This window comes from Brumimicrobium mesophilum (assembly GCF_003025005.1).
Classification (GTDB): Bacteria; Bacteroidota; Bacteroidia; order Flavobacteriales_D; family Crocinitomicaceae; genus Brumimicrobium; species Brumimicrobium mesophilum.
In genome coordinates this window covers 326,635-352,460 of record NZ_PVSS01000001.1, presented here as the reverse complement: position 1 = coordinate 352,460, position 25,826 = coordinate 326,635, and the positions used below count along the sequence as shown (strand labels likewise).

At 34.5% G+C, this 25,826-nt stretch carries 19 protein-coding genes; 4 read left to right on the top strand and 15 right to left on the bottom strand.

What is annotated here, in order from left to right; translation table 11 throughout:
* Nucleotides 1-22: 22 nt before the first annotated feature.
* The 11 genes from C6368_RS01515 to C6368_RS01470 all read right to left on the bottom strand — a co-directional run bounded on the left by C6368_RS01515 (nt 23) and on the right by C6368_RS01470 (nt 13,838).
* Nucleotides 23-880 (bottom strand): CPBP family intramembrane glutamic endopeptidase, encoded by an 858-nt coding sequence (locus tag C6368_RS01515; protein ID WP_107037402.1) that lies wholly within the window; start codon nt 878-880, stop codon nt 23-25.
* Nucleotides 880-2,280, bottom strand: coding sequence for a rod shape-determining protein RodA (rodA, locus tag C6368_RS01510; protein WP_107037401.1), 1,401 nt, complete (start codon nt 2,278-2,280; stop codon nt 880-882). Before rodA ends, C6368_RS01515 begins: the two co-directional genes overlap by 1 nt.
* Nucleotides 2,273-4,147, bottom strand: a complete 1,875-nt coding sequence (locus C6368_RS01505; RefSeq protein ID WP_107037400.1) for a penicillin-binding transpeptidase domain-containing protein — start codon at nt 4,145-4,147, stop codon at nt 2,273-2,275. The genes rodA and C6368_RS01505 overlap by 8 nt, the downstream gene beginning before the upstream one ends.
* Entirely contained in the window at nt 4,144-4,659 is a 516-nt protein-coding gene (locus tag C6368_RS01500) for a rod shape-determining protein MreD (RefSeq protein ID WP_107037399.1), read from the bottom strand. Before C6368_RS01500 ends, C6368_RS01505 begins: the two co-directional genes overlap by 4 nt.
* On the bottom strand, nt 4,656-5,489 hold the full coding sequence (mreC, locus tag C6368_RS01495) for a rod shape-determining protein MreC (RefSeq protein WP_107037398.1): 834 nt from the start codon (nt 5,487-5,489) through the stop codon (nt 4,656-4,658). Before mreC ends, C6368_RS01500 begins: the two co-directional genes overlap by 4 nt.
* A gap of 15 nt (nt 5,490-5,504) precedes the next feature.
* Nucleotides 5,505-6,530: a rod shape-determining protein gene (locus C6368_RS01490; protein WP_107037397.1), complete on the bottom strand. Its 1,026-nt coding sequence runs from the start codon at nt 6,528-6,530 to the stop codon at nt 5,505-5,507.
* A 93-nt stretch (nt 6,531-6,623) separates the two neighbouring features.
* On the bottom strand, nt 6,624-8,150 hold the full coding sequence (gene purH / locus C6368_RS01485) for a bifunctional phosphoribosylaminoimidazolecarboxamide formyltransferase/IMP cyclohydrolase (protein ID WP_107037396.1): 1,527 nt from the start codon (nt 8,148-8,150) through the stop codon (nt 6,624-6,626).
* A gap of 81 nt (nt 8,151-8,231) precedes the next feature.
* Nucleotides 8,232-8,609 (bottom strand): globin domain-containing protein, encoded by a 378-nt coding sequence (locus C6368_RS01480; protein WP_107037395.1) that lies wholly within the window; start codon nt 8,607-8,609, stop codon nt 8,232-8,234.
* Nucleotides 8,610-8,878: 269 nt separating this feature from the next.
* Nucleotides 8,879-9,046 (bottom strand): hypothetical protein, encoded by a 168-nt coding sequence (locus C6368_RS17190; protein ID WP_159038361.1) that lies wholly within the window; start codon nt 9,044-9,046, stop codon nt 8,879-8,881.
* Between the two features lie 150 nt (nt 9,047-9,196).
* On the bottom strand, nt 9,197-10,168 hold the full coding sequence (locus tag C6368_RS01475; RefSeq protein ID WP_107037394.1) for a polyprenyl synthetase family protein: 972 nt from the start codon (nt 10,166-10,168) through the stop codon (nt 9,197-9,199).
* Between the two features lie 262 nt (nt 10,169-10,430).
* Nucleotides 10,431-13,838, bottom strand: coding sequence for a LamG-like jellyroll fold domain-containing protein (locus tag C6368_RS01470; protein WP_107037393.1), 3,408 nt, complete (start codon nt 13,836-13,838; stop codon nt 10,431-10,433).
* Between the two features lie 215 nt (nt 13,839-14,053).
* Between C6368_RS01470 and C6368_RS01465 the strand changes: the two genes are divergently transcribed.
* Nucleotides 14,054-14,725 (top strand): DNA alkylation repair protein, encoded by a 672-nt coding sequence (locus C6368_RS01465; protein ID WP_107037392.1) that lies wholly within the window; start codon nt 14,054-14,056, stop codon nt 14,723-14,725.
* A gap of 51 nt (nt 14,726-14,776) precedes the next feature.
* Here C6368_RS01465 and C6368_RS01460 read toward each other — a convergent pair whose 3' ends face one another.
* Together C6368_RS01460 and C6368_RS01455 are read right to left on the bottom strand one after the other, a co-directional pair.
* Entirely contained in the window at nt 14,777-15,253 is a 477-nt protein-coding gene (locus tag C6368_RS01460; RefSeq protein ID WP_107037391.1) for a hypothetical protein, read from the bottom strand.
* A gap of 157 nt (nt 15,254-15,410) precedes the next feature.
* Nucleotides 15,411-15,881, bottom strand: coding sequence for an acetyl-CoA carboxylase biotin carboxyl carrier protein subunit (locus C6368_RS01455; RefSeq protein ID WP_107037390.1), 471 nt, complete (start codon nt 15,879-15,881; stop codon nt 15,411-15,413).
* 181 nt (nt 15,882-16,062) lie between these two features.
* On the opposite strand from C6368_RS01455, the gene C6368_RS01450 reads away from it, so the two are divergent.
* Entirely contained in the window at nt 16,063-18,735 is a 2,673-nt protein-coding gene (locus C6368_RS01450; RefSeq protein WP_107037389.1) for a M1 family metallopeptidase, read from the top strand.
* A 200-nt stretch (nt 18,736-18,935) separates the two neighbouring features.
* Nucleotides 18,936-20,900: an ABC-F family ATP-binding cassette domain-containing protein gene (locus tag C6368_RS01445; RefSeq protein ID WP_107037388.1), complete on the top strand. Its 1,965-nt coding sequence runs from the start codon at nt 18,936-18,938 to the stop codon at nt 20,898-20,900.
* Between the two features lie 228 nt (nt 20,901-21,128).
* On the opposite strand, the gene C6368_RS01440 is transcribed toward C6368_RS01445, so the two are convergent.
* A complete protein-coding gene (locus C6368_RS01440; RefSeq protein ID WP_107037387.1) occupies nt 21,129-21,776 on the bottom strand; it encodes a hypothetical protein in 648 nt (215 codons plus the stop codon).
* Nucleotide 21,777: 1 nt separating this feature from the next.
* The gene (locus C6368_RS01435) at nt 21,778-23,148 is read right to left on the bottom strand and encodes a DEAD/DEAH box helicase (protein WP_107037386.1); all 1,371 of its coding nucleotides are present in this window, start codon (nt 23,146-23,148) and stop codon (nt 21,778-21,780) included.
* Nucleotides 23,149-23,510: 362 nt separating this feature from the next.
* Here C6368_RS01435 and porZ point away from each other — a divergent pair, with 362 nt between their 5' ends.
* Nucleotides 23,511-25,826 (top strand): type IX secretion system anionic LPS delivery protein PorZ, encoded by a 2,316-nt coding sequence (gene porZ / locus C6368_RS01430; protein WP_107037385.1) that lies wholly within the window; start codon nt 23,511-23,513, stop codon nt 25,824-25,826.

Sequence of the window (25,826 nt, the reverse complement as noted above, 5' to 3'; positions counted from 1 at the left end):
TGACGGATTCTTCATTTTTCACTTAAATTCTCAATTCCTTTTTTAAATATATCAACAACCCAATAAGCAAAACAGTAGCCGGAATTACCATTTGAATCTCCATTTCATTCATCCATGAAGGGAAACTGTCGGTTGATAGCCAATACACATTGATCATGTTGTTAGCGGCGTGCATAATGATTCCTGGAATAATACTTCCAGAAACATAATACATCAAACTAAGCGCTAGTCCGAAAACGAAGAGTGGAATGATTTGGATGTAATTGAAATGCAGTAGAGCAAAAATCAATGCGCTGGACAATAAGCTTAAGCTTAATTTTTTTGAGCTTATTAACATGTGGTTGAACAAGAACTTTCTGAAAGCAAATTCCTCTGCTATTCCTGTGATGACTCCAATGAGAAGTAATGCAGAATAGAAGCTCATGGAGCCACTTTCACCTACTAATCCAGTTAGTTGTTCATCCGCCAAAACTTTCGCCGCAACTAAGTCTTCATACACTCCTAAATATTGAGTTATGGATATGTTTATTTCACTGAAGAACGGCAGCATAAAGAATGCGCAAACGAATAGGAGGAAAGACCAAATTACGGTCTTGAACTGGGGTTTCAATAAGAGTTGTTCCGAATCTTTAGAAAGATAAGTGTAGACAATTCCTGGGGTTAAAAGAAATCCCAATTGGAAAGGCAAGAAATTGACAAACATATATTGAACAGGAAATGACTTGAGTTGAATGCTTAGGTTGTCAATTGGCATTTCAGGATAAATCACCGTCATAAGTATTGAAACAACAATAGAAATCATGATAAACGCAACAGCTCCCACTATAATTAATGAAATTGCTTGTTGAAACGGAGAAAATGATTGAAACTTTTCTTTCATTAGGCCAATACTTCTTTACGCTGACTGTCTAATTTCAATAAGATCAAAATCATGATTAAAAAGGACATCATTGATGAACCACCATAACTAAAAAAGGGCAGGGGAATTCCGATTACAGGAATAATTCCAATGTTCATTCCTACATTAATACCAAAGTGATAGAAGATAATCATGGCGACGGAATTGGCGTAAACTCTTGCGAATCGGCTCTTTTGCCGTTCTGCTATCACAATTATTCGAATCAAGAGAATGGTAAATAGCACTACTAAGCTTGCAGAACCAAGAAAACCCCATTCTTCTGAATATACAGAAAAAATAAAGTCTGTTTCACTCTCTGGAACGTGCTGACTTCTTGGACTAGACAAAATCGCTTCCTTGTATCCTACGCCTGAGAAACCACCCGAACCAACGGCTGCCAAGGCTCTGTTTCTGTTGTAATCTTTACCGTCTTGATCTTGAATTTTACCTAACCAAAGATCAATTCTGTCTTTTTGGTGAGATTGTAAAACGTTCAAATAGGTATATGATATTAAACCTACTAATCCAACAGTAACAATATAAACGATAAGGATGGCCGACCTCATTTTCTTCTTGCTTCTCTGAGCAGCGAAAGATTGGTTGATAAAGAAACTCACGGAAAATAATACGGTAATTATGATCAATAATAACATCCATCCTGGCGCATCATATCCCGGTAAGAAAGAAAAAGTATGTCTTGATTCTGTAAAATAGAGTGTGATTATACTCAAGAATATTACCACAAATAATACAGGAATAAAGTGAATTCCTACCAAAGTATGCTTAAACCTCAATCCCAAAACACGATTCGAAAAGAACAGAATAATAGGATCAAACGTAATTCCTTCGCGATACATTACAAAGAAAAATGCGGTAAATACAAGGAAAGTTCCGGTATCATTTTGAATCAGAATCAATAACATTGTTCCAATTACGAGTGCTAAAGCTAAAGTGAGTGATTTTTTTGAAATTAGTTTTCCTCTGTTGTCAGAAATAACATAAGCCAACATCAAAGCGGTGGTCAGTTTTGAAAACTCCGAGGGTTGAACACCAAAAGGTCCAATTCCAAGCCATGATCTTGCACCGTTAATAGGTTCGGTAAAAAGTACTACAATTAGTAATATTACTACAGTTACAAAAGCTGCAGGAGTAAGTTTGCGGATATATTCGGCATCAATCAAGGAGATTACAATTCCCAAGAATAGCCCAATTCCAATCCACATAATTTGTTTACCATACATGGTTTTCAAGTCGAACAAAAAAGGTCGATCTGGATTAAATGCGGCAGAATAAATATTTACAATTCCCATCAAAACCAAAAGTGCAACTATCAAAATAGTTAACCAATCCCAACCAACTGTTTTTTCTCTGAAATTACTCATTGATATTTGTAAATCTTTGGTCTAAAATTCTTTTTTCTTTAATGGAATCTGAAATTTCACCAGTTAGGTATTTTTCCATCATCAAACTTGCGATTGGGGCGGCCCACGTTCCACCAAACCCTGCATTTTCAACAAATACTGCAATAGCTATTTTAGGATTCTCCAAAGGAGCAAAAGCCATAAAAACCGAGTGATCTTCACCATGTGGGTTTTGGGCAGTACCTGTTTTTCCTGCTACAACAATATCTTTTATTCTTGCTCTTCTTGCAGTACCATGTGGATCATTAACTGCAGCACGCATTCCCTCTTTAACTACAGGAAAATGCTTTGCATCAATCATTGTCTGTTTTTTAACTTTGAATTTGTCTTGAGGACCATCTTTACCGATGCTTTTTACTAAATGAGGTTCATAATAGTAACCATCATTGGCAACGATAGCAGCTAAATTTGCCATTTGAAGTGGAGTTAATTTAACTTCACCTTGTCCAATACTGTTAGATCGAATTGTCGAAAATGCCCAACGGTATTCTCCATACCAATGATTATAGAAATCTACATTTGGAATCACACCATTCCTTAACCCAAAAATATCTGTTTCTGGTCTAATTCCAAAACCAAAACTGTTCATGTACTTTTCCCAAAGTGCTAGCCCTTCTGCAGCATCTTTAAAATGACTACTATGTTTTCCTTGTTGAATTATTTTCTTCACCTCATAATAGAAATAAGGGTTGCAAGAAAATTGAATAGCTTTAGCTACGCTATTTGCTGGCGGATGATTGTGGCATCCTACCCAAGATTTAGTGCATGGAAATGACGCGTCAGGGGTGATGACTCCTTCCTGCAAACCAACTAAAGCTTGAACAACTTTGAATATTGAACCAGGAGGATATTCTGCTGCTAAAGGTCTAGGATAAAAAGGTTTTAAAGAATCCTTATATAGTTTCATATAGTTGGTTCTGATATTTCGTGAACCAACCATTAAGTTTGGATCATAATTAGGCGCGCTAACCATTGCTAAAATTTCACCTGTAGAAGGCTCAATTGCTACAACTGAACCCAATTTGTTTTTCATTAATTGTTCACCATAAGCTTGAAGAATAATGTCAATTCCGAGATGTAGTGGTGGACCTTGCTGCGCATTTGTATCCAGTTTTCCTTCCGCGAAGTTGTCAACTAATTTCCCTCTTGAAGAAGTCAGGATAACTTTAGTTCCTTTTTTACCACGTAATTCGTATTCATAGTATTTTTCTAAACCAGATCTTCCGATAAAATCTCCAACACGATAAAACCTTCGATCTGAATTTAATTCGGGACCACTGATTTCGTTCAAATAACCAAAAATATTTGCTCCATTTGGATAAGGATAATCCCTCATACTCATTGGTTCTTCATAAAAACCTTTGAATTCGGATAAGTCCATGGCAATATTCGAAATTTCATCAGCTGATAATTCCTTTAAGAATGCATTGGGTAAATAAGTTCTGTAGTCGTTCACTACAGTATCATTTCCTGTTGTTTTACTTCTTGTTTTTCTGTCTAATTCCTTGCGAATTTCAGCAAATCTCTGATGAATGGAATCTACAGATATTCCAATAAGTTTTGAAAATGCAAGTGTATCTAAATCCTCAATATCATCTTCGATAAACATGAGGTTGTAGTATGTTTTATTGGCTACTATTTTTACACCATTTCTGTCGTATAGAATTCCACGAGGTGGTTTAATCGTAATTTTTTTCTTTGCTACTTCACCAGCGCGTTCAATCCATTTGTCGTCTGCTACTTGCATATAAAACAAACGTGCCGTAAAAATGATGCCTACAAATAGAAAAAGCAGGATAAAAACAAGACGTCTATTTTCTAAATTCATACTTTTTGAGACTTTTTAAAGAAAAGTACTTGAATAAGGATAAATATAGTCAAACTAATTAGGGTACTCAAAAATGTGCTCATGAGAATTTCTTTCCAAGCAGACCATTTGAAATATTCGAGACCAAAAAACCAAAGATGATGAAGAAGAATTGTTAGTGCAGAAACTTTTATAAACCAAGGATAACCCCAATCTCTAGCGATTGGTTCTTTGAGGATATCATAACCATCTCTGGGAGCGAATTGTCTAAAAATCGCTGGACGAATGTATGCAATAAATACAGCAGCACTGGCATGCAGACCAAATGTATTCATAAAGAAATCTATTGAAATACCAGCGATAAATGCCAAGATCATCAATACAACTGGGCGTGTATCAAAAGGAAGCATTAGAATAAACAAAGGGTAAATCATCGGATGAATTCCAAATCCAAAATTCAGCTGCCCGAAAATCATTCCTTGTGCAATGACAAAGATCAATAAGCGAAGAATATTTTTTATGAGATAATTCATTGTAGCTGAGGAATATTTTTTTCTATTTCTTCAAGTTCCAATTGATGAATGTTTTTGATAATATAAACATATCTCAATTTTCTCATATCTTGATTTAACTTTACTGTAATGTCCCATCTAGGCTGACCTTCAACTGGTTCTAGTTTTTCTACAACTCCAATTGGTTCACCTTGTGGGAAATATCCACCACTACCTCTTGCTAATACTTCTGAACCTATTTCAACTTCAATATCATTCGAAAATCCTGTGAGACTTACTTTTCTTGGATTTACTCCATCATATTTAATTAATCCATGAGCATTTGACTTATCAATAAATGCTGTGATATTTATGTCTTTCGTTAGAACCGATTTGACAATTGCAAAATTTTCGGAAACATCATAGACTATTCCTACAATTCCAGTTGAAGAAACAACTCCCATTTTTCGGGCTATTCCTTTATCCGTTCCCGCATTAATTGTGAAATAATTATTGGAATGTGCGTGAGAAGAATTGATAACCGTTGCTGGAATACGTTCAAAACTTAAGCGTTTTAAAGTGTCATTAATTTTCGCAGTATTGGTGTCGATTGATATGTAATTGTCTGGAATTCTATGTTCCAGCAGTACATTTTCAGCCTGTAATTTTTCGTTGGCTTCATCCAAATAGAGATATTTCGTAACGTTTCTTTCCCACGTCAATAAAGTTCCTGTTACATTGGTAGATGAGTTAAAGAATTGTGTTCTTGGATAACTCATTACCGAGAAAAAGGAACTCAGTGCAGCAATTTGTAAAATTAGGAAGACCAGAAAAACTCTAAATCTTCGAAAGAATGCTATAAACTTTAGCATGAATGTTTTTTACTTTTAATCTCTTATTAAGAATTGGAAACGGTTAATGTTTTTCAATGCAATACTTGTACCTCTTGCCACAGCTCTCAAAGGATCTTCAGCGATATGAACAGGGAGTTTTGTTTTCAAAGACATTCGTTTATCCAGACCACGCAACATTGAACCACCACCGGCTAAATAAATACCTGTTTTATAAATATCGGCAGAAAGTTCTGGCGGAGTCATTTCAAGTGCACTCAAAATAGCCTCTTCAATTTTAGAAATTGATTTGTCCAAAGCATGTGCAATTTCTACATAACTAACCACAATTTCCTTAGGAATACCAGTCATTAAATCTCGTCCACGTACGGCGAAATCTTCTGGTGGATTATCTAATTCTGGTAATGCTGATCCAACTTCAATTTTAATTTGTTCTGCTGTACGCTCTCCAATTAAAATATTGTGTTGGCGACGCATGTACTCTTCAATGTCTTTCGTGAAATCGTTTCCTGCAACACGAATAGATTTGTCACTTACTATACCACCCAAGGCAATTACAGCGATTTCAGAAGTTCCACCTCCTATATCAATAATCATGTTACCCATCGGTTCTTCAACATCAATCCCGATTCCTATTGCGGCGGCCATAGGTTCATGAATTAAGTAAACTTCTTTTGCTCCAGCATGCTCTGCGGAATCACGAACGGCTCTTTTTTCCACTTCAGTAATTCCTGAAGGGATACAAATTACCATTCTCAAAGAAGGGTTGAATAAACTCTTGCGCTTCTTGATCATCTTGATCATTCCACGAATCATCTGCTCGGCACATTGGAAATCAGCAATAACACCATCTTGCAAGGGACGGACAGTTTCAATTAGTTTGTGGGTTTTTCCATGCATTTGCTGGGCTTTTTTACCAATAGCAACAATTTTTCCTGTTTGTATATCTCTTGCAACAATCGAAGGTTCATCCACAACAACTTTATCATCCATTATGATAAGTGTGTTTGCTGTTCCTAAATCAATTGCAATATCTTGTGTTAAAAAGCCAAATAATCCCATATTGTTGTGCCGCGCTAAAAGTGTACTTAAGAGTATAGTAAAAATCTCACCAAATTTAGGGAAATTTACGCACTATTTTTTAAATATTTTATATTAATGTTTAAAGTGACGATTTCCAGTGAAAACCATTGCCATTTGGTGCTCATCACAATACTCAATTGAAAGTTTATCTTTGATAGAACCTCCAGGTTGAATTACGGTGTTAATGCCTTCTTTGTTAGCTATTTCTACACAGTCAGGGAATGGGAAAAATGCATCTGATGCCATTACTGCTCCATTCAAGTCAAAGTTGAAAGATTTAGCTTTATGAATAGCTTGGTTTAATGCATCTACACGTGAAGTTTGTCCTGTTCCACTAGCCAATAATTGACCATCTTTTGCCAATACAATTGTATTTGATTTTGTGTGCTTCACCAATTTGTTGGCGAAAGCTAAATCTTTGTTTTGAGCATCAGTAGCACTAACTTTCGTTACAGTTTCGAAATCTTCAATTTTATCTGTAATTAAATCTCTGTCTTGCTCCAAAACTCCATTCAAGATAGTTCTGAATTGTTTTTTAGGAAAATCGAAAGGTTTTTGAACCAGAATAACTCTGTTTTTCTTAGACTTTAAGATTTCAATTGCTTCTTCTTCATAATCTGGAGCAATTACAACTTCACAAAATAAATCGTTGATTAAAGTCGCTGTTTTAGTATCAATTTTTGTGTTGGCAATCAATATCCCTCCAAAAGCAGAAACTGGGTCGCCAGCCAATGCAGCTGAATATGCTTCTTCAATTGTTGAACGAGTTGCTAAACCGCAAGCATTGTTGTGTTTCAAAATTGCGAATGTTGGATCGTCATTTTTGAAATCCTGCATTAGGTTTACTGCTGCATCAACATCTAAAAGGTTGTTGTATGAAAGCTCTTTTCCGTGTAATTTATCAAAAATACTATCTAATCCTCCGTAGAAAACACCTTTTTGGTGTGGGTTTTCACCATATCTCAATACTTGTGAATCAGTGATGCTTTGCTTGAACACTTCTTCTGTATCGTCGTTGAAATAATTAAAAATATGCGTGTCGTAATGTGAACTTACATTGAATGCGTCTTTAGCATACGCTTTTCTTTGTTCTACAGAGATTTCTCCTTTTTGATCCGTTAAGATTGATAAGAAATCTGCGTATTGCTTCGTTGTAGAAACTAACATTACATCTTTGTAGTTCTTTGCAGCAGCACGAATTAAAGAAATTCCTCCGATATCAATTTTTTCAATAATTTCTTCGTGCGTTCCTCCAGCAGCAACTGTTTCTTCAAAAGGGTAAAGGTCAACCATAACCAAATCAAAAGAAGGAATGTCGAATTCTTTCAATTGCTCCTGATCTTTTTCATTGTCCTTACGGTTCAATATTCCACCAAAAACTTTAGGGTGAAGAGTTTTTACACGACCTCCTAAAATTGAAGGGTAAGAAGTTAAATCTTCTACACGTAGAACTTTTATTCCAAGATCTTCGATAAATGATTGCGTTCCTCCTGTACTGTAAATTGTAACTCCTTGATTAGAAAGTTCTTTAACGATTGGTCCAAGTCCATCTTTGTTGAAAACAGAGATGATTGCACTTTTGATTTTTGTATTGCCCATAACCCATTTGATATTAAGCGTACAAAAATAAATAGTTTAAGTGAATATGTCCACTTTTTATTGCCAATTTACGATAATCAACTAACTATTTACCATATGTTGTGCTAATTGAGGAAACTTATTGTACAATTCTTCAGCTTTCTCTTCCGAAAGAGATAAAGTGGAGATTGCTTCTTTCATACAAGAAAGCCATGCTGCCATTGCAAATTGGTCAATCTTATGTGGTAAATGACGTTGTCGCATACGAGGCGGACCATATTTTTCAATGTAGCGAGGCGGACCACCTAAAAACTGTGTCAGAAATCGAAATTGTTTTTCTTTAATTTCTTCAATTTTGTTGGTCTCAAATAAAGGAATCAAAACAGGATGTTGATAAACAAGATTGTAAAAAGCATCAACAAGGTCTTTTATTTTGTCTACTCCTAAATGTTCGTAAAGGGTGTTTTCGAAATCTGTCATGGCTTCAAAAGTAATAAAGAATTACACGGTAACACTCAACTGACAAAGATTCGCTGAGAAAAAGAGAAGATTTAAAATTTTCGGAATCATCCTACATTCAAAATAATGAGGAAAATACTTCTTGCCATTTCAAGGGCTTATTATTCAAATTAAGTATTCATTAAACTAGTTGATGATTAAGTGTTTAAGTTTTATCGGATTATTGGAAAAGTATCTGGTAAGGACTAATTTTTTTAAGGAATGTTTCTGAAAATGGCGATTTATTTCTATTAAAAAGTTCGATGTTCCTGTTCATCGATATAGTGAAGTGATTTTTCAATCTTTTCGATAACGACCAAATATTGTTTTTTCAATTTTTGTTCGTCGATTTTTTCAACTTCTCTATTTAACAACGCTAAACTACTTTCTAAAGCGTCAATTGTTGGATCTAGATTCATGATTTTTTGATTTAAATATAAAGATTTTATTTAGACAGTGATTTTAAATATTGTTTAGGAAAAAGAAATATAAATCAAGTGATCTTAAAATTAAGCAGCTTATTCGTCAAGAGACGGATTTATCATTTATAATTTTTCACTTTTCATTTCTTACTTTTCCCTACTCGTTGTATATTCAACCAACATAATCAAAGATTGTTTACTTGGTGAGTCAGGTATTGGATCTAAAAGCTTTAATGCTTCGTCTTTTATTTTGATCATGTAATCATAAGCGTAGTCAATTCCTCCATTGTTTACAACTAATTCAATTGCTCGACGCACTTTCTTTGGATTTTCGTTATGGCGTTTTACAATGTTGATTAATTCCTTTCGGTTTTTTTTATCTACGTTATTCAAAGTGTAGATTAAAGGAAGCGTCATTTTTTGCTCTCGGATATCGTTTCCAGTTGGTTTTCCAATGTTACCTGGCGTTCCATAATCGAAAATATCATCTTTAATTTGAAAAGCAATTCCTACTTTTTCACCAAATAAACGCATTCTTTCTGCTTCGTCCTCTCGTTCAACAGAAACTGCTCCAGCTTCGCAACAAGTAGCAATTAAAGAAGCTGTTTTTTGTCGGATTACTTCGAAATAAGTCTCTTCATCTATGTCTAGTTTTCGTGATTTTTCGATTTGGAGTAACTCTCCTTCACTCATTTCACGAACTGCTCTGGCAACGATTTCTAGAGAACGGTATTTCTTGTGCTCGATACTCATTAAGAGTACTTTAGAAAGCATGAAGTCACCAACTAAAACAGCGATTTTATTTTTCCATAAAGCGTTAATTGAGAAAAATCCTCTTCTTTCGTTGGCATCATCCACTACGTCATCATGAACTAAAGTTGCAGTGTGAAGAAGTTCGATTAATGAAGCGGAATTGTAGGTGTCTTGGCTGATTTCTCCCAACATTTTAGCGGAAAGAAAGACAAACATTGGGCGCATTTGTTTTCCTTTTCTTTTGATAATATAGTGTGTAATTTTATCTAATAGCGGAACTTTAGAGTTCATACTCTCTCTAAAGTGTACTTCAAACTCCTTAAGTTCTTCCGCAATTGGACTTTTAATATCACTGACTTTTATCATCGCTTGCAAATATAGAAAATAAAGCAATGCTTTGTATAAGTTGCTTTCGTATTCGTAACAAATAATGGAAGGTGAAGTTTTTGATGATTAAAACAATTTCAATTCGTATTAACGCTTGATTGATTTTTTTAAATTCTTTAAATCTGAACGTTCTAACTGATTATTAATCTTTCGCATATGTCAATAAAAAAGCCCAGTAAAAAAATGAAATTTCCATTCTTTTACTGGGCTACAATTTCGGATTAGGAAATCCTATTGCTTTTTAGTTTTTGATAAACTTCTGAACTGTAGTTTTTTCAGCTGTATTGAAGTGGATAAAGTAAACTGTTGCATCCCAATCTCTAATTGAAATAGATGAGTTTTCTTTTAATTCTTTAATCGTTCCAGTTTTCATAGATTGACCTTGTGCATTGAACACAGAGTAAGTTCCTTCCTGACTTCCTTTAATATCAATGTTAATAAAGTCGTTTGCTGGAATTGGAGAAACTGTGAATGATGGAGCATACATTGATTGATTCGAAGTGGAAACATCTGATGTTATACTGAACTCATAAATGAAGCTTGAACCAAAATCACCTTCAAATCTTTTAATTTGATTTCCAGCTATTTTTTTAATTCTCATTGATCCTGTTCCTTCGTTGTTTGCCCAAAAGTCAATTCCATTTCCTCCAGTATCTTCAATTACAAAACGGTAACATCCACGCGTTAAAGCTAAAGTATCGTTATAAGTTGTATTATTAGATAAGCTGGTTCTTTCCATGATGATGTTTCCATCTGTATCTTCAATTCTATACTTGTTTTGACTAGCAGTTGAATTGGTTTTAATTTCCAAAATAAAGAATGGTTCAACAATGTCTGTTGCAGTGAAAGTTGACTTATAAGAATTGTTATGAACGTATTCATCAGCACTACCATTAACAGTTGAAATACTCGCTTCAAAATTGTTAGAACCTTGAATTGTAGAATTCCATAAAGTAGCTCCTGATGGCAATACAATATCTTCTTTTTCTAAGAAAGACAAAGTTCCTGTCCAATCATAAGTCTCAGGAGAACCTCCGTTAATTGAATAAGTAATTGTCATTGAAGTAACGTCATTACTACCTGAGTTTTGAACTGTGACAACAGGATCTCCACACATTGGATTCGTTCTTCCGAAAGAAATTTGATCATTTGGTGCTTGAACAGTAACAATTCTAGCATCAGTTGTGAAGTTTGTTGGACCGTAAGCTATAATTTGATTGTTTACGATGTAGTTTGATGTTCCAGAAGCTGTTGTAATACCATAGTCAACATCGATTTGATTGTTATTAATGTAACTTGTAACATCAAACTCTTCAACCTGTGTTGGCATTCCAGGACACCATCCAGCACGGTCATATATCCATGTTCCACCTTGTGGGTAAATAGGGTTTTCTCCACAAGTCATCCAAACTTGCCATTGGAAGTTTTGTTGTCCATTGTTGATGTTCATGTAATGTTGTCTCGGAATAAATTCTCCTTCTTGACCATGACCTGTTACAGCAGAAGAGATTTTTGCTTGTGCTGTATTGGTTGGTAAATCTATTGTACGTGGTTCAAAGAAATCATTTGAATTAATCGCTGCAAATGATTTTTTATCTACTCTCCAAATTTGACGTAAATCTAATACTTCTCTTGTTGGAGTTCCGTGAACATAAAGGAATTGGATGTCAATATCCTCTTGCCATTGGCCACCTCCTGTCATTTCTAAACCGCGATTTCCTTGAAGAATAGGGTAGAAGTCAGTAACATCAAAATACCATGCAACACCTTCTATTCCTAAATCCAAGTTAATTCCATAAGGGGTAACCAGTGATAAGATTTCTAATCTACTTGGTGAACGCAATGCATAATCAATCACATTAACGTTTAAAGTGATTATATCTTGAGCAACTGTTGAGGTTGCCACTCCACTAAGGCCGTAAACTGTGTTAGAATCAGGGTAGTATGTTTGGTAAGTTGTAACAATGTCAGATGTGTAAGTTCCATTTGCAGGGTCAAGTACATTTTCTTCTACAGTGTAAGCATCTTTAAGAATTGAATCGTATTCTTGTGTGTTCACGATGTTTAAAACGTAGTCTGCTTGGTGGAATGTTATGTCTGGAACAACAGAACTCCTTGTAAAATCAAAAATATGGTTACTTGAAGAACGCTGACCGTATGCAGTTGCATTGATCATGGTACCATCATTATTGTTAGGAGAAAGGTCTTCAATGGCACTAGAGTTCCCTTCGAATACATAGTTTAATTGAAGATTAGCATAGTTTGGATGAGAAGCATCAACTCTAGCTGAATAATTTTCTTGAATTGTAGCTGCAGTTAATTTGGTGTCCCAAATTCTAACATCATCAATACCTCCAGTGAAGTAGAAATTGTTGTGTCCTCTAGAAATGCGTACTTCATCACCTAAAGTAGTATTTAGAACCTGATTCACTAAGTCAATGGTAGTTAATTGCACCCCATCAACATACATTTTTGTTCCAGTAAGACTAACTCCCTCTGTTGTGATAGCCAAGTGATGCCATTCTCCATCATTGATTAAATAATCTCCTCTAATTGAACCAGAACTAATCTCAAGTCTAGGTCTCCCATCAGAATCTATTCTAATTGTGAATCTATTTCCTTGTGTATTAGTACCCCAATAAACGATTGTTTCATTAGTTCCTTCAGTTTTTATCCAAGCCTCAACAGTTCTTTCTGTTGAACCTGCAATACCTTGGTAAGTGTTCGCTTTTACATAATTACCAGTGAAGAAGTTGGCAAATTGGTTTTCGCTGTTTGTCCAACTTTGTTGATTTGAAACATCTGTAGCTTCTAAGTCAATAGCGTTAGCCATATTGTTTGAACTTGAAACGATTTCAATTAATAGATTGTTGTTACCTGTCCAGTTAAATGCTTGGTAGAAAGGTATTTTGTTTTGACCATTTGTTAGTGTCCAATCACCATGAAAAACTTCTGTTCCTCCGATCAAATCTGAAAGTTCACTTGTTTCTAAATTAGAAAATGTAACTTCTTTTACTTTAAGAACAAAGTGACCTAGTGTTCCTGTACTTCCGTTACTGTATAAACTAAGTGCGTCAATATCGCCCGCTGTTAATCCTGCTGAAGTTAATTGAGCATTGGTAAGTAAAACAAATGACCTACCACCTTTATTTGAGTTAGAAAGTACTGAAGATGTTTGTGCACCAGATGCAGTAATATCTGCATTCGATTCATTAGTTGTACTAGAAATCTGAACATCATAGTGTTCATTTTCGTAGATGTTGTAACTACCAGTTGTACTGTATTTGTCATTTGGTGATGCGTAAGGATAAACAATATAGTTATTAATCTGAGCTTTAATTGAATCTAATCTGGTTGAATCAGTAATGTAAGTATTACAAGAATAATCCCATTCTCCACATCCTATATTCGTTTGACCAGAAATTCCAGGTGAAACCAAACCATCTTTACAACGCATAGTGTATTTCATCCAAATACGTTCAACCTCATTTCCGTTTAACTGTGGAAATACAATTTGAGTATCTCTTACAACACTGTTAAAATTGAAGGCCTGAACCACGGTCGTGTCACCAGGATTTTGTCCGAATGAAAATTGGCCAATAACTAGAAAAGCTAAAGCCAATATTGGTTTTAATAATTTGTTTTTCATAATGTTTTTTAGTTTGATGTAAAATTAATAATTTATAACAGTAGTGTTGCTTTTTATGAACCTACATAAGGACTACAATCGGTTACAATTCCACTGAAAAGGCATTAAAACAGTAGATTGTTGTTTTATAAAAGACACGATGTCCTAAAATTGTCTCATGAATGAGATGAGTTGCATTAGGATAAGTTTTCATTTTTTTAGTCTATTTTCGCTGCATGAGACATCCAATTATTTCCATTTTTGAAGAAGAAAGGAATCCTAAAATAGCAAAAGAGCAAGCGGCCTATATGAAAAATAGGTTTTCATTTTTTGGATTAAAATCACCTTATCGAAAAGATTTGCAAAAACCCTTTTTAATGAAAGCGAATCTTCCAGAAAAATCAGAAGCTTTTGAACTGGTGAAAGATTTATGGGAAGAACCGCAAAGAGAATTGCATTATTTCGCACAGGAATTCTTTGCGAAATATATGAAGCAACTCGGAAAAGAAGATCTTGAAATAATTGAATGGTTGATTGTTCGAAATTCTTGGTGGGACACAATTGATTTTTTAGCCACTAAACCCTTGGCAGAATATTTTAAGAAATTTCCAGATGAAAGGAGGGAGACTTTAGATCGTTGGATGAAAACTGAAAATATTTGGCTTCAACGCAGTGCGATTTTGTTTCAATTAAAATATAAAAAGGACACAGATTTAGAATTACTAAGGTATGTTATTCTTGAATTAGCAGATTCTAAAGAGTTTTTTATCAAAAAAGCAATTGGCTGGATTTTGAGAGAATACGCCAAAACGAAGGAGGAATGGGTTTTGGAGTTTTTGGCAGAGAATGAGTTACAGCCCTTGTCTGTGCGCGAAGCGAGGAAATTAATTAGGAATTCCAGGGTTTGAAAAAATAATTTTCAATTACGAATTCCTCAAGTTTGGATGAATAGTTACGAATCACTCTAATGAAGATTTCTGTTTTTCATAAGCTTCTAGAATGGCGGTTTTTATCTTTACTATGTATATATTAAAAATGATAGTCCATACTAAACACATTAAAACTATAAAGAAGGATGGAATGAGTAAGGCAAATATAAATTCAGGAGAGTTAATGTTTGCAATTGCAATTTTCCCAACACCAAAAAATGCTAAACCAACCATTACGTAGGCAATGAAATGCGTGAGGAATAGCATTTTAATTTCAGTGTTATTAGTCTTTTCTTCGATTCGAATGAATAAATGCCAAGTTTCAAAATTTCCTCCGGACTTCTGCACAAATCGAGTTTGATCCTCTTTTTTATTGTAAACCCATTTAAATACAGTTTCACTTTTAAATATGGACCGACCGTTTAAGATTACAGGAAATGATTTTTGCAAGTTTGTTAAAACAGATTGTTTATCTCCGATAAAGTTCAATTTAATTCTACCAAACATGATTAAATTAATTAAGTACTTCTATTCTTTAATCAAACTCAAGAGTATGCTCACTATTTAGTTGTCATCAATAAAAAAAAAATCCGTGAAAATCTGATTTGCTTGCAGTTATGCTGCGGTGACTGAGCTTGTCGAAGGCCCGCGTTCCATCACCCGACTACTCAAATTCAATAATCAATTCACCTTTTTCAACAACAGTCTCTTTATCTTTAACTATAGCTTTCACTTTTCCTTCTCCTTCTGCTTTGATCACGTTTTCCATTTTCATGGCTTCCAAAGTAAGAAGCGGAGTTCCTGTTGTTACTTCATCACCAATTTCAACAGAGAATTTTAGTATACGACCTGGCATAGGCGATTTCAATTGGTGAAGTTTTCTCACTTTCTTCTTGTCTAGTCCCATTTTGTGAATCAATTCATCAATTGGACGCTCTTTTTTGACTTCGAAAGTTCGTTGATTGACTTTAATTGTCATTTTTTGATCTTCAGTTGCTGCTTCAACGATTTCTCCATGGAATTTTTTTCCCATAAAATATATAGTGAAATAAGTATCGTCAATCCACTCAACTGAACTAAACCCTTTTTCACCTTCTACTTTATTTCCGTCAACAATGTATTTCGCTTCTGCCATTTTCTGATTTTTTTTGTCAATCTCTACAAATATAATTTTTCTAGTTGAAATGGGGCGTTTTAATCTTTCCTTCTGTGGAATAAATTTCCATGTTTATCTTAAAAAGCAGCCATACCTCCCACTTTTTAATTGGAATTCGATTAAAATTGCGATGTTTGTGCATTAAATAATAATTAATTTTATGAAAAGAATATTTACAGTTATTGTCTCAATCGGTTTATTGTGTTCTTGCGGAACAAGTAAAGGGAATTCTTCTCAAAAAACTGTCACAGATGAATCTGGAAGTGTTTCAGTAAATGAAGGTGGAATCAAGGAAAACGCTCCGATTTCAGTAAATTCATCAGAAGAAGTCATTGAAAGACCACATTATAATCCATCAGCAACTATTTTGACGGGGCTGAAGCATACAAAATTAGAAGTTGATTTTATGTGGGATAAATCTCAAATGAATGGAAAGGCAACGCTAACTTGTTCTCCACATTTCTATTCAACAGATAGTCTGATCCTTGATGCAAAAGCCATGGAAATTCATTCTGTAAAATTGAACGGAAAAGACCTTAACTATAAATACAACGATGCAAAATTCTTGAGAATAAAACTAGATAAGGAATATTCTAGAAGTGAGGAATACACCGTAGTGATTGATTATATCGCTAAGCCTGAGGAAAAGGTAGAGGGAGGTTCAAGCGCAATTAGTAGCGATAAAGGTTTATACTTTATTAATCCAAAAGGAGAAAATAAAAACCAAATGACACATATTTGGACGCAAGGAGAAACGGAAGCAAGTTCAGTTTGGTTTCCTACAATTGACCGACCAAATCAAAATACAACACAGGAAATTTATATAACAGTAGAAGATAAATACAAAACTTTATCTAACGGTAAATTCATGTCTTCCCAAAAGAACAAAGATGGAACAAGAACAGATTATTGGAAACAAGATTTGCCACATGTTCCTTATTTATTCATGATGGCAGTTGGTGAGTTTGCGATTGTAAAAGATACATACACAAAACCTGATGGAACCATAATTCCTCTTCATTATTACGTGGAGCCAGAATGGGAAGAGCATGCACAAGCAATTTTTGGAGAAACACCAGCGATGATTGAGTATTTTTCTGAATTGTTGGGTGTTGACTATAAATGGGACAAATATCATCAAGTCGTTGTGCGAGAATTTGTTTCGGGTGCGATGGAAAATACTGGAGGAGTTGTTTTTGGAGATTTCGTTTACCAAACAAAGCGAGAATTAATCGATTCTGATAACCATGCAATTATTGCCCACGAGTTATTTCATCATTGGTTTGGAAACTTAGTAACTTGCGAAAGTTGGGCTAATCTTCCAATGAATGAATCCTTTGCTAATTACTCTCAATATTTGTGGGATGAAAAATTTCATGGAAGAGACGAGGCTGAATACAACGCAGAAAAAGAAGCTGATGGTTATTACCAATCTTCAAAGCAATTGGGTTATCACGACATGATTTGGTTTGATTATGATCAAAAAGAGGATATGTTTGACGCACATTCTTACAATAAAGGTGGACGAATTTTACACATGTTGCGCTACTATTTAGGTGATGATGCGTTTTTCAACGGATTAAAAACATACCTTAACGACAATGCTTTTCAACCTGTTGAAGTGCATCACTTGCGTTTGGCTTTTGAAGAAGTTGCTGGAGAAGATTTAAACTGGTTTTTTAACCAATGGTTCTTGTCATCTTACCACCCAAAATTGGATATTTCACAAGAAGTTAAGGATGGAGAAGTAACGGTTAGAATAGACCAAGTTCAAGATTTAGAATTAGCGCCCTTATATAAGTTACCTATGAAAATTGGAGTATATGCAAACGGAGGGAAAACAAGCCATGAGATAGTCGTAGATAAAAACATCAATTCATTTACTTTCGATTTCAAAGGAGATATTGAAAATATTGTTGTGGATGAAGAAAGAACAATATTAGGTGTTTTGAATCACGACAAGCCACGTGAATGGTATGTTCACCAATTCTATAATGCACCACGTTACAAAGACAGAGAAAAAGCGGTTACGTTTGGTTCTCGTTCTGATTCTCCCGAAGCGAAGCAAATGATTATGGATGCCTTGGATGATGATTTTTGGTACATTCGCCAATTGGCAATTTCTAAACTTGATAAATTTGGAGAGGAAAATCAATCCGCAATTTTTGAGCAATTGAAAATTATAGCAGAAACAGATGAAAGTTCCAAAGTGAGAAGCTCGGCGTTGAGTGCATTGTCAAGTGACTTTTTCAAAGCTGAATTCGAAGGTAAAACGCGTTCCATTTTGACGAAGGCAATTGAATCTGATAGTTCATATTTAGTGATTTCAAAAGCTTTAAATGGATTGACAAAAGGAACAGAAAATGATATCGATAATGTGATGTCAATGTCAAAAAAATTAGAAAAAGAGCGTTCTTCAGCATTAAAAGCGCAATTAATTGGGATTTATAGAAACTATGGAACTGATTCAAACTTAGATTTTATGTCTGAAGCAATTACTAGTGGTGATATTTCTGGCTATGATATGATTGGAGGAATCATGAATTTTGCTTCTTTTTATAAAGATCAGAATGTGAAGACAAGGTTAAAATATTTCCATGTTTTAGAAAGATTATCTGATGATGGAGGGGCTTATGTCAACGCTGTTTTACCAATAGTTTTGAATAATCTAGCACAGGTGGCGCAGAATGAAGTTGTTGAGCTTGAAAAAGAATTGCAAGATTTAGAGAAAACAGGGAGTGCTGGTGAAGCAACTGTTGTTCAAGGGAAGTTAACTCAAGAAAGAATTTATCAAAAGAAATTAATTACATTGATTAATAAAGTGGCCAAATAAAGAATGTAATTTATATTTCAAATTTTCATTTTTAAAATTGCCGTCTGAACTCACAAGTTTAGGCGGTTTTTTTTGGTTATCATTAAGTTTATCTCAACAAATCTGCGATTGAATGATTAAAATAATTTACTTTAAATTATTAACCATCGAATCGGCTGTTTTCAAAACACTATCCAACATCTTTTTACTACCTTTGCGGCATGATTAATATCGATAATTTAAGCTTTCACTTACCACAAGGGTATTTATTTAAAGAAGTTAGTTTGCAAATTAATGCAGGTGACAAAATTGGACTTGTTGGGAAAAACGGGGCAGGTAAATCTACTTTACTGCGTTTACTTTCAGGGAGAGAATTACCAACAGATGGTAGAATTCACAAAATCAAAGATGCTACAATTGGTTATTTAACGCAAGATATCGTTATTGATACTAACCAAAGTGTGTTTGATTACTTAGATTTTTCAAATGAAGATTTGAATAGAATTAGAACTCAAATCGACGATATTAATCACCAATTAACTACAAGAACAGATTACGAAACAGATTCTTTCCTTCAATTGTTGGATGATTTGAATTTTGCCAACGAGCAATTTAATTTGTTTGAAGGATATCAATGGGAGGAAAAAATTAATTCTACTCTTCTTGGACTTGGTTTTCAAGAAAGTGTTTTCACTAAACCTTTGAATCAATTTTCTGGAGGTTGGAAAATGCGTGCTGAGTTGGCACGAATTCTAATCAACAATCCTTCGGTTCTGTTACTCGATGAGCCAACAAACCACTTGGATATTATTTCTATTGGTTGGTTAGAAACATATTTAAAACGCTTCGAAGGTGCTTTGATTACTATTTCTCACGATAGATATTTCTTAGATAACGTAACGAAGAAAACATTAGAGATTACAAAAGGTAAAATATTGAATTTCCCTTATCCTTATTCTATTTATAAAGAAAGAAGAGCGGAGGAAATTGAAATCTTGATTAACGCACAAAAGCAACAAGAAAAAGAAATCAAAAGAACGGAGGAACTGATCGATAAATTCCGAGCAAAAGCCAGTAAAGCTTCTTTTGCTCAATCTTTGATGAAAAAACTGGACAGAACAGAGATTATTGAAGTGGAAACGGATGAAATTTCATCCATGAGAATTAACTTTCCATTAAGTGTTCAGCCAGGAAAAGCTGTTCTCGATATGGAGCACCTGGGAAAATCTTATGGTGATTTAAATCTATTCAAGGAAATTAATTTAACTGTTGGTAGGGGAGAAAAAATCGCCTTACTTGGTCCGAATGGTGTTGGTAAGTCAACTTTGTTGAAGCGAATAATGAAAACCGAGGATGGTGACGGGACAGTAACCTACGGACACAATGTTGAAGTAACGTACTTTGCGCAAGATCAGGCTGAAAAGTTAGATCCTACAAAAACAGTTTACGAAACAGTTGATTTAGTAGCTAAAGGAGAAATTAGAAAACAATTGCGTTCTATTTTAGGAGCGTTCTTATTTGGAGGTGAAGATGTAGACAAGAAAGTTGGTGTACTTTCCGGAGGTGAAAGAACGAGATTGGCTTTGTGTCAATTGTTGTTGAGTCCATCAAATGTTTTAATTCTCGATGAGCCAACCAATCACTTAGATATTCAGAGTAAAGCCGTTCTTAAACAAGCTTTAAAACAATACGAAGGAACATTTATCATTGTTTCTCACGATCGTGAATTCTTGGAAGGATTAACGAATAGAATTTGGGATATTGAAAACAAAAGTTTGAAAATTCACCATTATACAGTTCAAGAGTATTTGGCTAAGAAATCTGAAGCATTTGAACAAGCGCAACAACAAGGTAAAAGCAATAAAACGAAAGCCAAAGAAGAAGCTGCTGCAAAATTAAAAGCTGAAGAAGAAAAAGCAGCAGCAAAACCAGCACTTTCTTACGAAGAAGAGAAAGCACAAAAGAAAGAAATTAGTCGTTTAAAAAATGCCGTTCGAAAAGCAGAGCAACGCATAGAAAAACTAGAAGCTGAAATCAAGGAAATGGATAAAGTAATTGCCGATTTAGATTATTCTGATGAAGAGAATTCGGCGAAAACATTGAAAAAATATGACGCCTTGAAAACTGAATTGGATGAGGTAATGTCTTCTTGGGAAGAGGATACGGAGGCTTTGGAGATAGCTTAGATAATTATTAATAGGGAAATTACGAATTACGAATTGTTTGATTTGAATATTTTATTACTGGCAGTGTCTAAATTTAACCGCAAAGAGTGCAATGTAGGCGCGAAGTTCGCTGAGTTTTAAAAAGAAAAACCCAAAATCCTCAATTGATCTCGCCTCGATACTCACACTCAATACTCAAAACTGTAAATTCTAAAGTTGACTAAGCGAAGCAAAAGTCAGCTTTAGAATTTACACAGCTGTCATCACAGCCTCTTCAAAATTCATTTTTATCATTCCTCCACCTTTTTTGCTAGCACCTTTTGAATCTTTGAAAGTTCCATCGATTTTTAATTCTAACAAGCCAAGTTTTGGTGAAAAATGAATGATTTCTATAATTCCACTTTCCATGGTGAATTCCTTTTGTTGACTTTTTTCACCAGCTTTAATGGTCATTAAGACAGAATTATTCGCTTTTCCTGAAGCATCAACTTTATACTTTCCTTTGTGGTTTACAACGATGTCTTTTTTCCTGAAAACGACTTTAACATCCTCTTCAAAAGCACTTCTTACAAATGCAGTGATACTTTCATTGGTGAATGTTAAAACATTTTTCTTGCGTTCAAAAAGTTTGAAATCAACACTATCCTTTTCTATTTTAATTTCAACTCTTCCCATACTGTAGAAATCAGAACCTTGACTTTTTCTCTTGATTTTAGGTTCATCTCCATCTTTAATTTTCAAGTATTCACCATTCCATTCCGTTTCTGGTAAACTGTCCGTTGATGATTGTTCAATCCCTTTGTTTTCAGAGTTTTCTTCATTATTCTTCTTGGATTCCTCGTTTACACATGAAAAGAATAAAAATATTCCACCAATTAAAAAAGCTATATTCTTCATTTTACTTGTCTTTATTCGGCTTTTTGCTCGTTTGATTTTCTTTACGTGGATTTGGCTTATTGGGTTGGTTTTTTTTCGGCTGATCTTTTTTAGAATGTTCTTTTTTCTGTTGATTGTCTTTTGGTTGATCTTTTTTAGAATTATCACCAGTTTTAGCACTTGGTTTTTTCTTCGTCCATTTCTTCTTTTTCTTATTTTTATTGAATGGTTTAGACTTCGATTTTTCTTTCCAAACAGGCGCTTCACCTAGTTCTTCTGGTAAAGGTGTAACAGGAATGGTAGACCCAATTAAATCCTGGATTTTGGATAGTTTCGGCATATCTTTAGGATTAATCAAAGAAACAGCCTCGCCTTTTGTGTTTGCACGCGCAGTTCTTCCCACGCGGTGAACGTAGTCTTCGGCATCTCTCGGCACATCGTAATTAATTACCATATTGATTTCCTTGATGTCGATTCCACGACTCATTACATCTGTCGCAACAAGCAAAGAAATCCTTCCAGATTTAAATCCACGTAAAACCTCTTCACGTGCTTCTTGTTCTAAATTTGAAGAAATTCCACTCGCAGGGAGTTTGTTTTTTCTTAAATACTTGACAATTGTACTAACCTTTTCTTTGGTTGAAGAAAAAATGATAATTCTTTTGTAGTCTTTTCTAGCTTCTAAAATTGTTTTAAGAAGACTGTTTTTCTGCTCATCAAATGCTAAATAAACGGATTGTTTTACACCTTCTGCTGGCTTAGATAAAGCAAGATTAATTTCTATAGGGTCTTTTAGTAAGGTTCTTGCGAATTTTCTAATTTCATTCGCCATTGTTGCGCTAAACATTAAGTTTTGGCGTTTAGCAGGCAAACTTTTAAATATTGTAGATAAATCATCGATGAACCCCATATCTAGCATTCGGTCGGCTTCATCTAAAATTAAGTGCTTTAACTGAGAAAAATCAGTATATCCCATTTTAAGGTGAGATAAAAGTTTTCCAGGAGTTGCAACAATAATATTTGTTCCGGTCACCAAAGCTTCTTTCTGTTCTATCCAATCTTTTCCGTCTCCACCACCATAAATAGCTTTTGAACTCACCGAAATAAAGTAGGATAATCCTTGAATTTGTTGTTCAATCTGTACTGCTAATTCACGTGTAGGAACAATAATTAAGGTGTTGATTTTATTGGTAGGTTTTTCAGCTATCTTATGTAAAATAGGTAATACGAACGCTCCAGTTTTTCCTGTTCCAGTTTGTGCGCAGCCTATAATGTCGCGACCTTTTATTATTTCTGGAATAGCTTGTTCTTGAATTGGCGTTGCGTTTTCAAAACCCATGTAGCCAATTGCTTCTAAAAGTTGTTCGTTTAATCCGAGCTCAGTAAATTTCATGGTCTAAAGTTACTAAATACTAATAGAATATTTTTCACTTTCTTTTATCATTGTGAATAGATTGATATTTGGAGGTTTTAGAAGAATTCAGAAAAATCAAAGATGCGTTAATCTATGAATCACACGGTTTGTAAATTTAGTGACGCTTTCTCAAAATCAAAGGATGAAATCGTTTATACATCATAATTTCGTTTACGTTTATGCATTACCGCCTACAATACGCATCAATTAATTAACAAAATCGCAATTTTTTTAGGCTTTGACTTTTTGAATGATTAAATTTTTGAATTCACAACAATTGATTCCTTATATTTAAACCCAAATTTCAAATAAACGTTGAATTATAACGTTAAATATCCAGCATGAGAAAAATTGGAACACTATTAATAGCACTGGGCGTTGCCTTGATTGGAAATTCGCAATTAGGAATGGGCAATTGGAGAATGCATATTTCACCTAATTCTGCAATAGATGTCGTAGAAGGAAACGATGTGGTTTATGCAATTCTCGAAAATGGATTGTTAGAATATGATTTAGATGGAGAACAAACGATTTGGACAGTAGCAAATTATTTGTCTGATGTTTCTCCTTCAGCTATAGCCTACGATAAAGGATCTGCCAATTTATTGATTGGTTATGAAAATGGAAACCTAGATTTAATAAAGAATAACTCTGTTTACAATTTGCCTGCGATTGTTCAATCTACTGTGAATGGATTAAAGAAAATCAATAGAATTGTTATTAAGGATGGATCTGCTTATTTGGCTACGGGTGTAGGAATTGTTGTTGTAAATTTGGGTAAAAGGGAGATTAGCGATACTTATAATCCTTCAAATACGGTGAAAACATTTATAGATATTGCTTTTTTAGAAGACAGTATTTATGTTTTAACTAATGAAGGGGTTTATGTGAGTAATTCAAATAATTCGTTCTTAGCTGATCCAGGACAATGGGAATTGATGCCAAATGTGAATAACTATATTGCGACAGGAGGTTATACCGAATTAGAAACTTTTAATGACAAGTTGTATTTAAGTTATGGTCATGATTTTTACAATGGAGATACTCTTTTTCAATTGGAAAATGGTGTTCCAACCTTATTTATGGATGAAGTAGAAATAAATGGATTAGACGGTTATGAGGATAATTTATTGGTTTCTCTAACAGGTTCTTTAGTGAATTATGACACTAACTTAACGGAATTAGAAGTTCTATTTCAATATCAAGGTGTTTCCTTTCCTGTTCCTCAGCATGCTATTTTAATTAATGGAGAATATTTTATAGCTGACAATCGCTCAGGTTTGGTGAAAGCAGCTAATCCTTTTAACTCGCAGAATATAACTTTTGGTGGACCTAGATATAATTCAATTTTTAGATCAAAATGGAACAAGGGTAAATTAGCTCTTGCAAGTGGTGGATTTACGGGGCTTTCACCTTCTTTTAGTAGAAAAGGTGGAGCAACGATGGAGAATGAAGTTTGGATTTCAACTGCAATTGACGAGCAAGCTTTTCTTCAAGGTGCAGATTCGTGGGATTTCATTTCTACTGCTATCAATCCAAATGATACAAAAGAAGTAGCATTTGGAAGTTATTCTGGAATTCCTATGGTGATTACCAATGAAGGGGTTGTTACCGATACTTTTACGATAACCAATAGCTTAATTGAAGAAACTGGATCAACGGGTTGGGGGTATATTTCTGATATGGAATATGATGACCAAGGTAATTTATGGGTGGGAAATGCAAATGGCACCAAACCACTAAAAGTGCGCACAAAAGATGGGATATGGTACGAATTTAATGTGGGGAGCGGTGTGAATGGAAAAGTTACTCAGCGACTAATTATTGGCAACAACGGCACAAAATGGCTCTCTATTGGTGGCTCTGGAATTTTAGCCTTTGATGAAGGAGATAATATTGATGATGCCAGTGATGATCGATTTAAATTGTTGACAACAGGCGTAAATAATGGAGATTTACCTTCTGCAAGTGTTGAGGCTATTGCAGAAGATTTCGATGGAAATATATGGGTAGGAACTCCAGAAGGAATGCGTGTTTTATATAATGCTGCAAACGTTTTTGATGCTGACCCAGGTCAATATAATTTTCAGAAATTATTGATTCAATTTGGAGAAAATGTTGAAATCGTATTAGGAACAACACACATTACTTCAATTCAAATAGATGGTGCAAATAGAAAATGGATTGGCACAGCGAGTTCAGGAATTTTCTTGCTTTCACCTGATGGATTGGAAGTAGAGCGAAACTTTACTGCGGAGAATAGTCCTTTGTTAAGTAATTTTATTTTGGATATCAGTATTAATCAAGAAAATGGAGAAGTTTTCTTTGTTACCGAAGAAGGAATGATTTCTTACCGTTCTGATGCTTCTCAAGGAAGTTTAGATTATGACAATGTGACTGTTTTTCCTAATCCTGTTCATCCAAATTATTTTGGGCCAATTACCATGCAAGGAATAGCCTATGATTCTGATGTGAAAATTACGGACATTTCAGGAAAATTAGTTTACCAAACAGTTTCAAATGGTGGAACAGCCACTTGGTCAGGAAACACCCTAGATGGACAACGTGCTGCAACAGGTGTTTATTTGATCTGGACAAGTGTTGATGATCCTGATGTAAAAGGTAGACAAGTGGGGAAAGTAGTGTTAATTAATTAG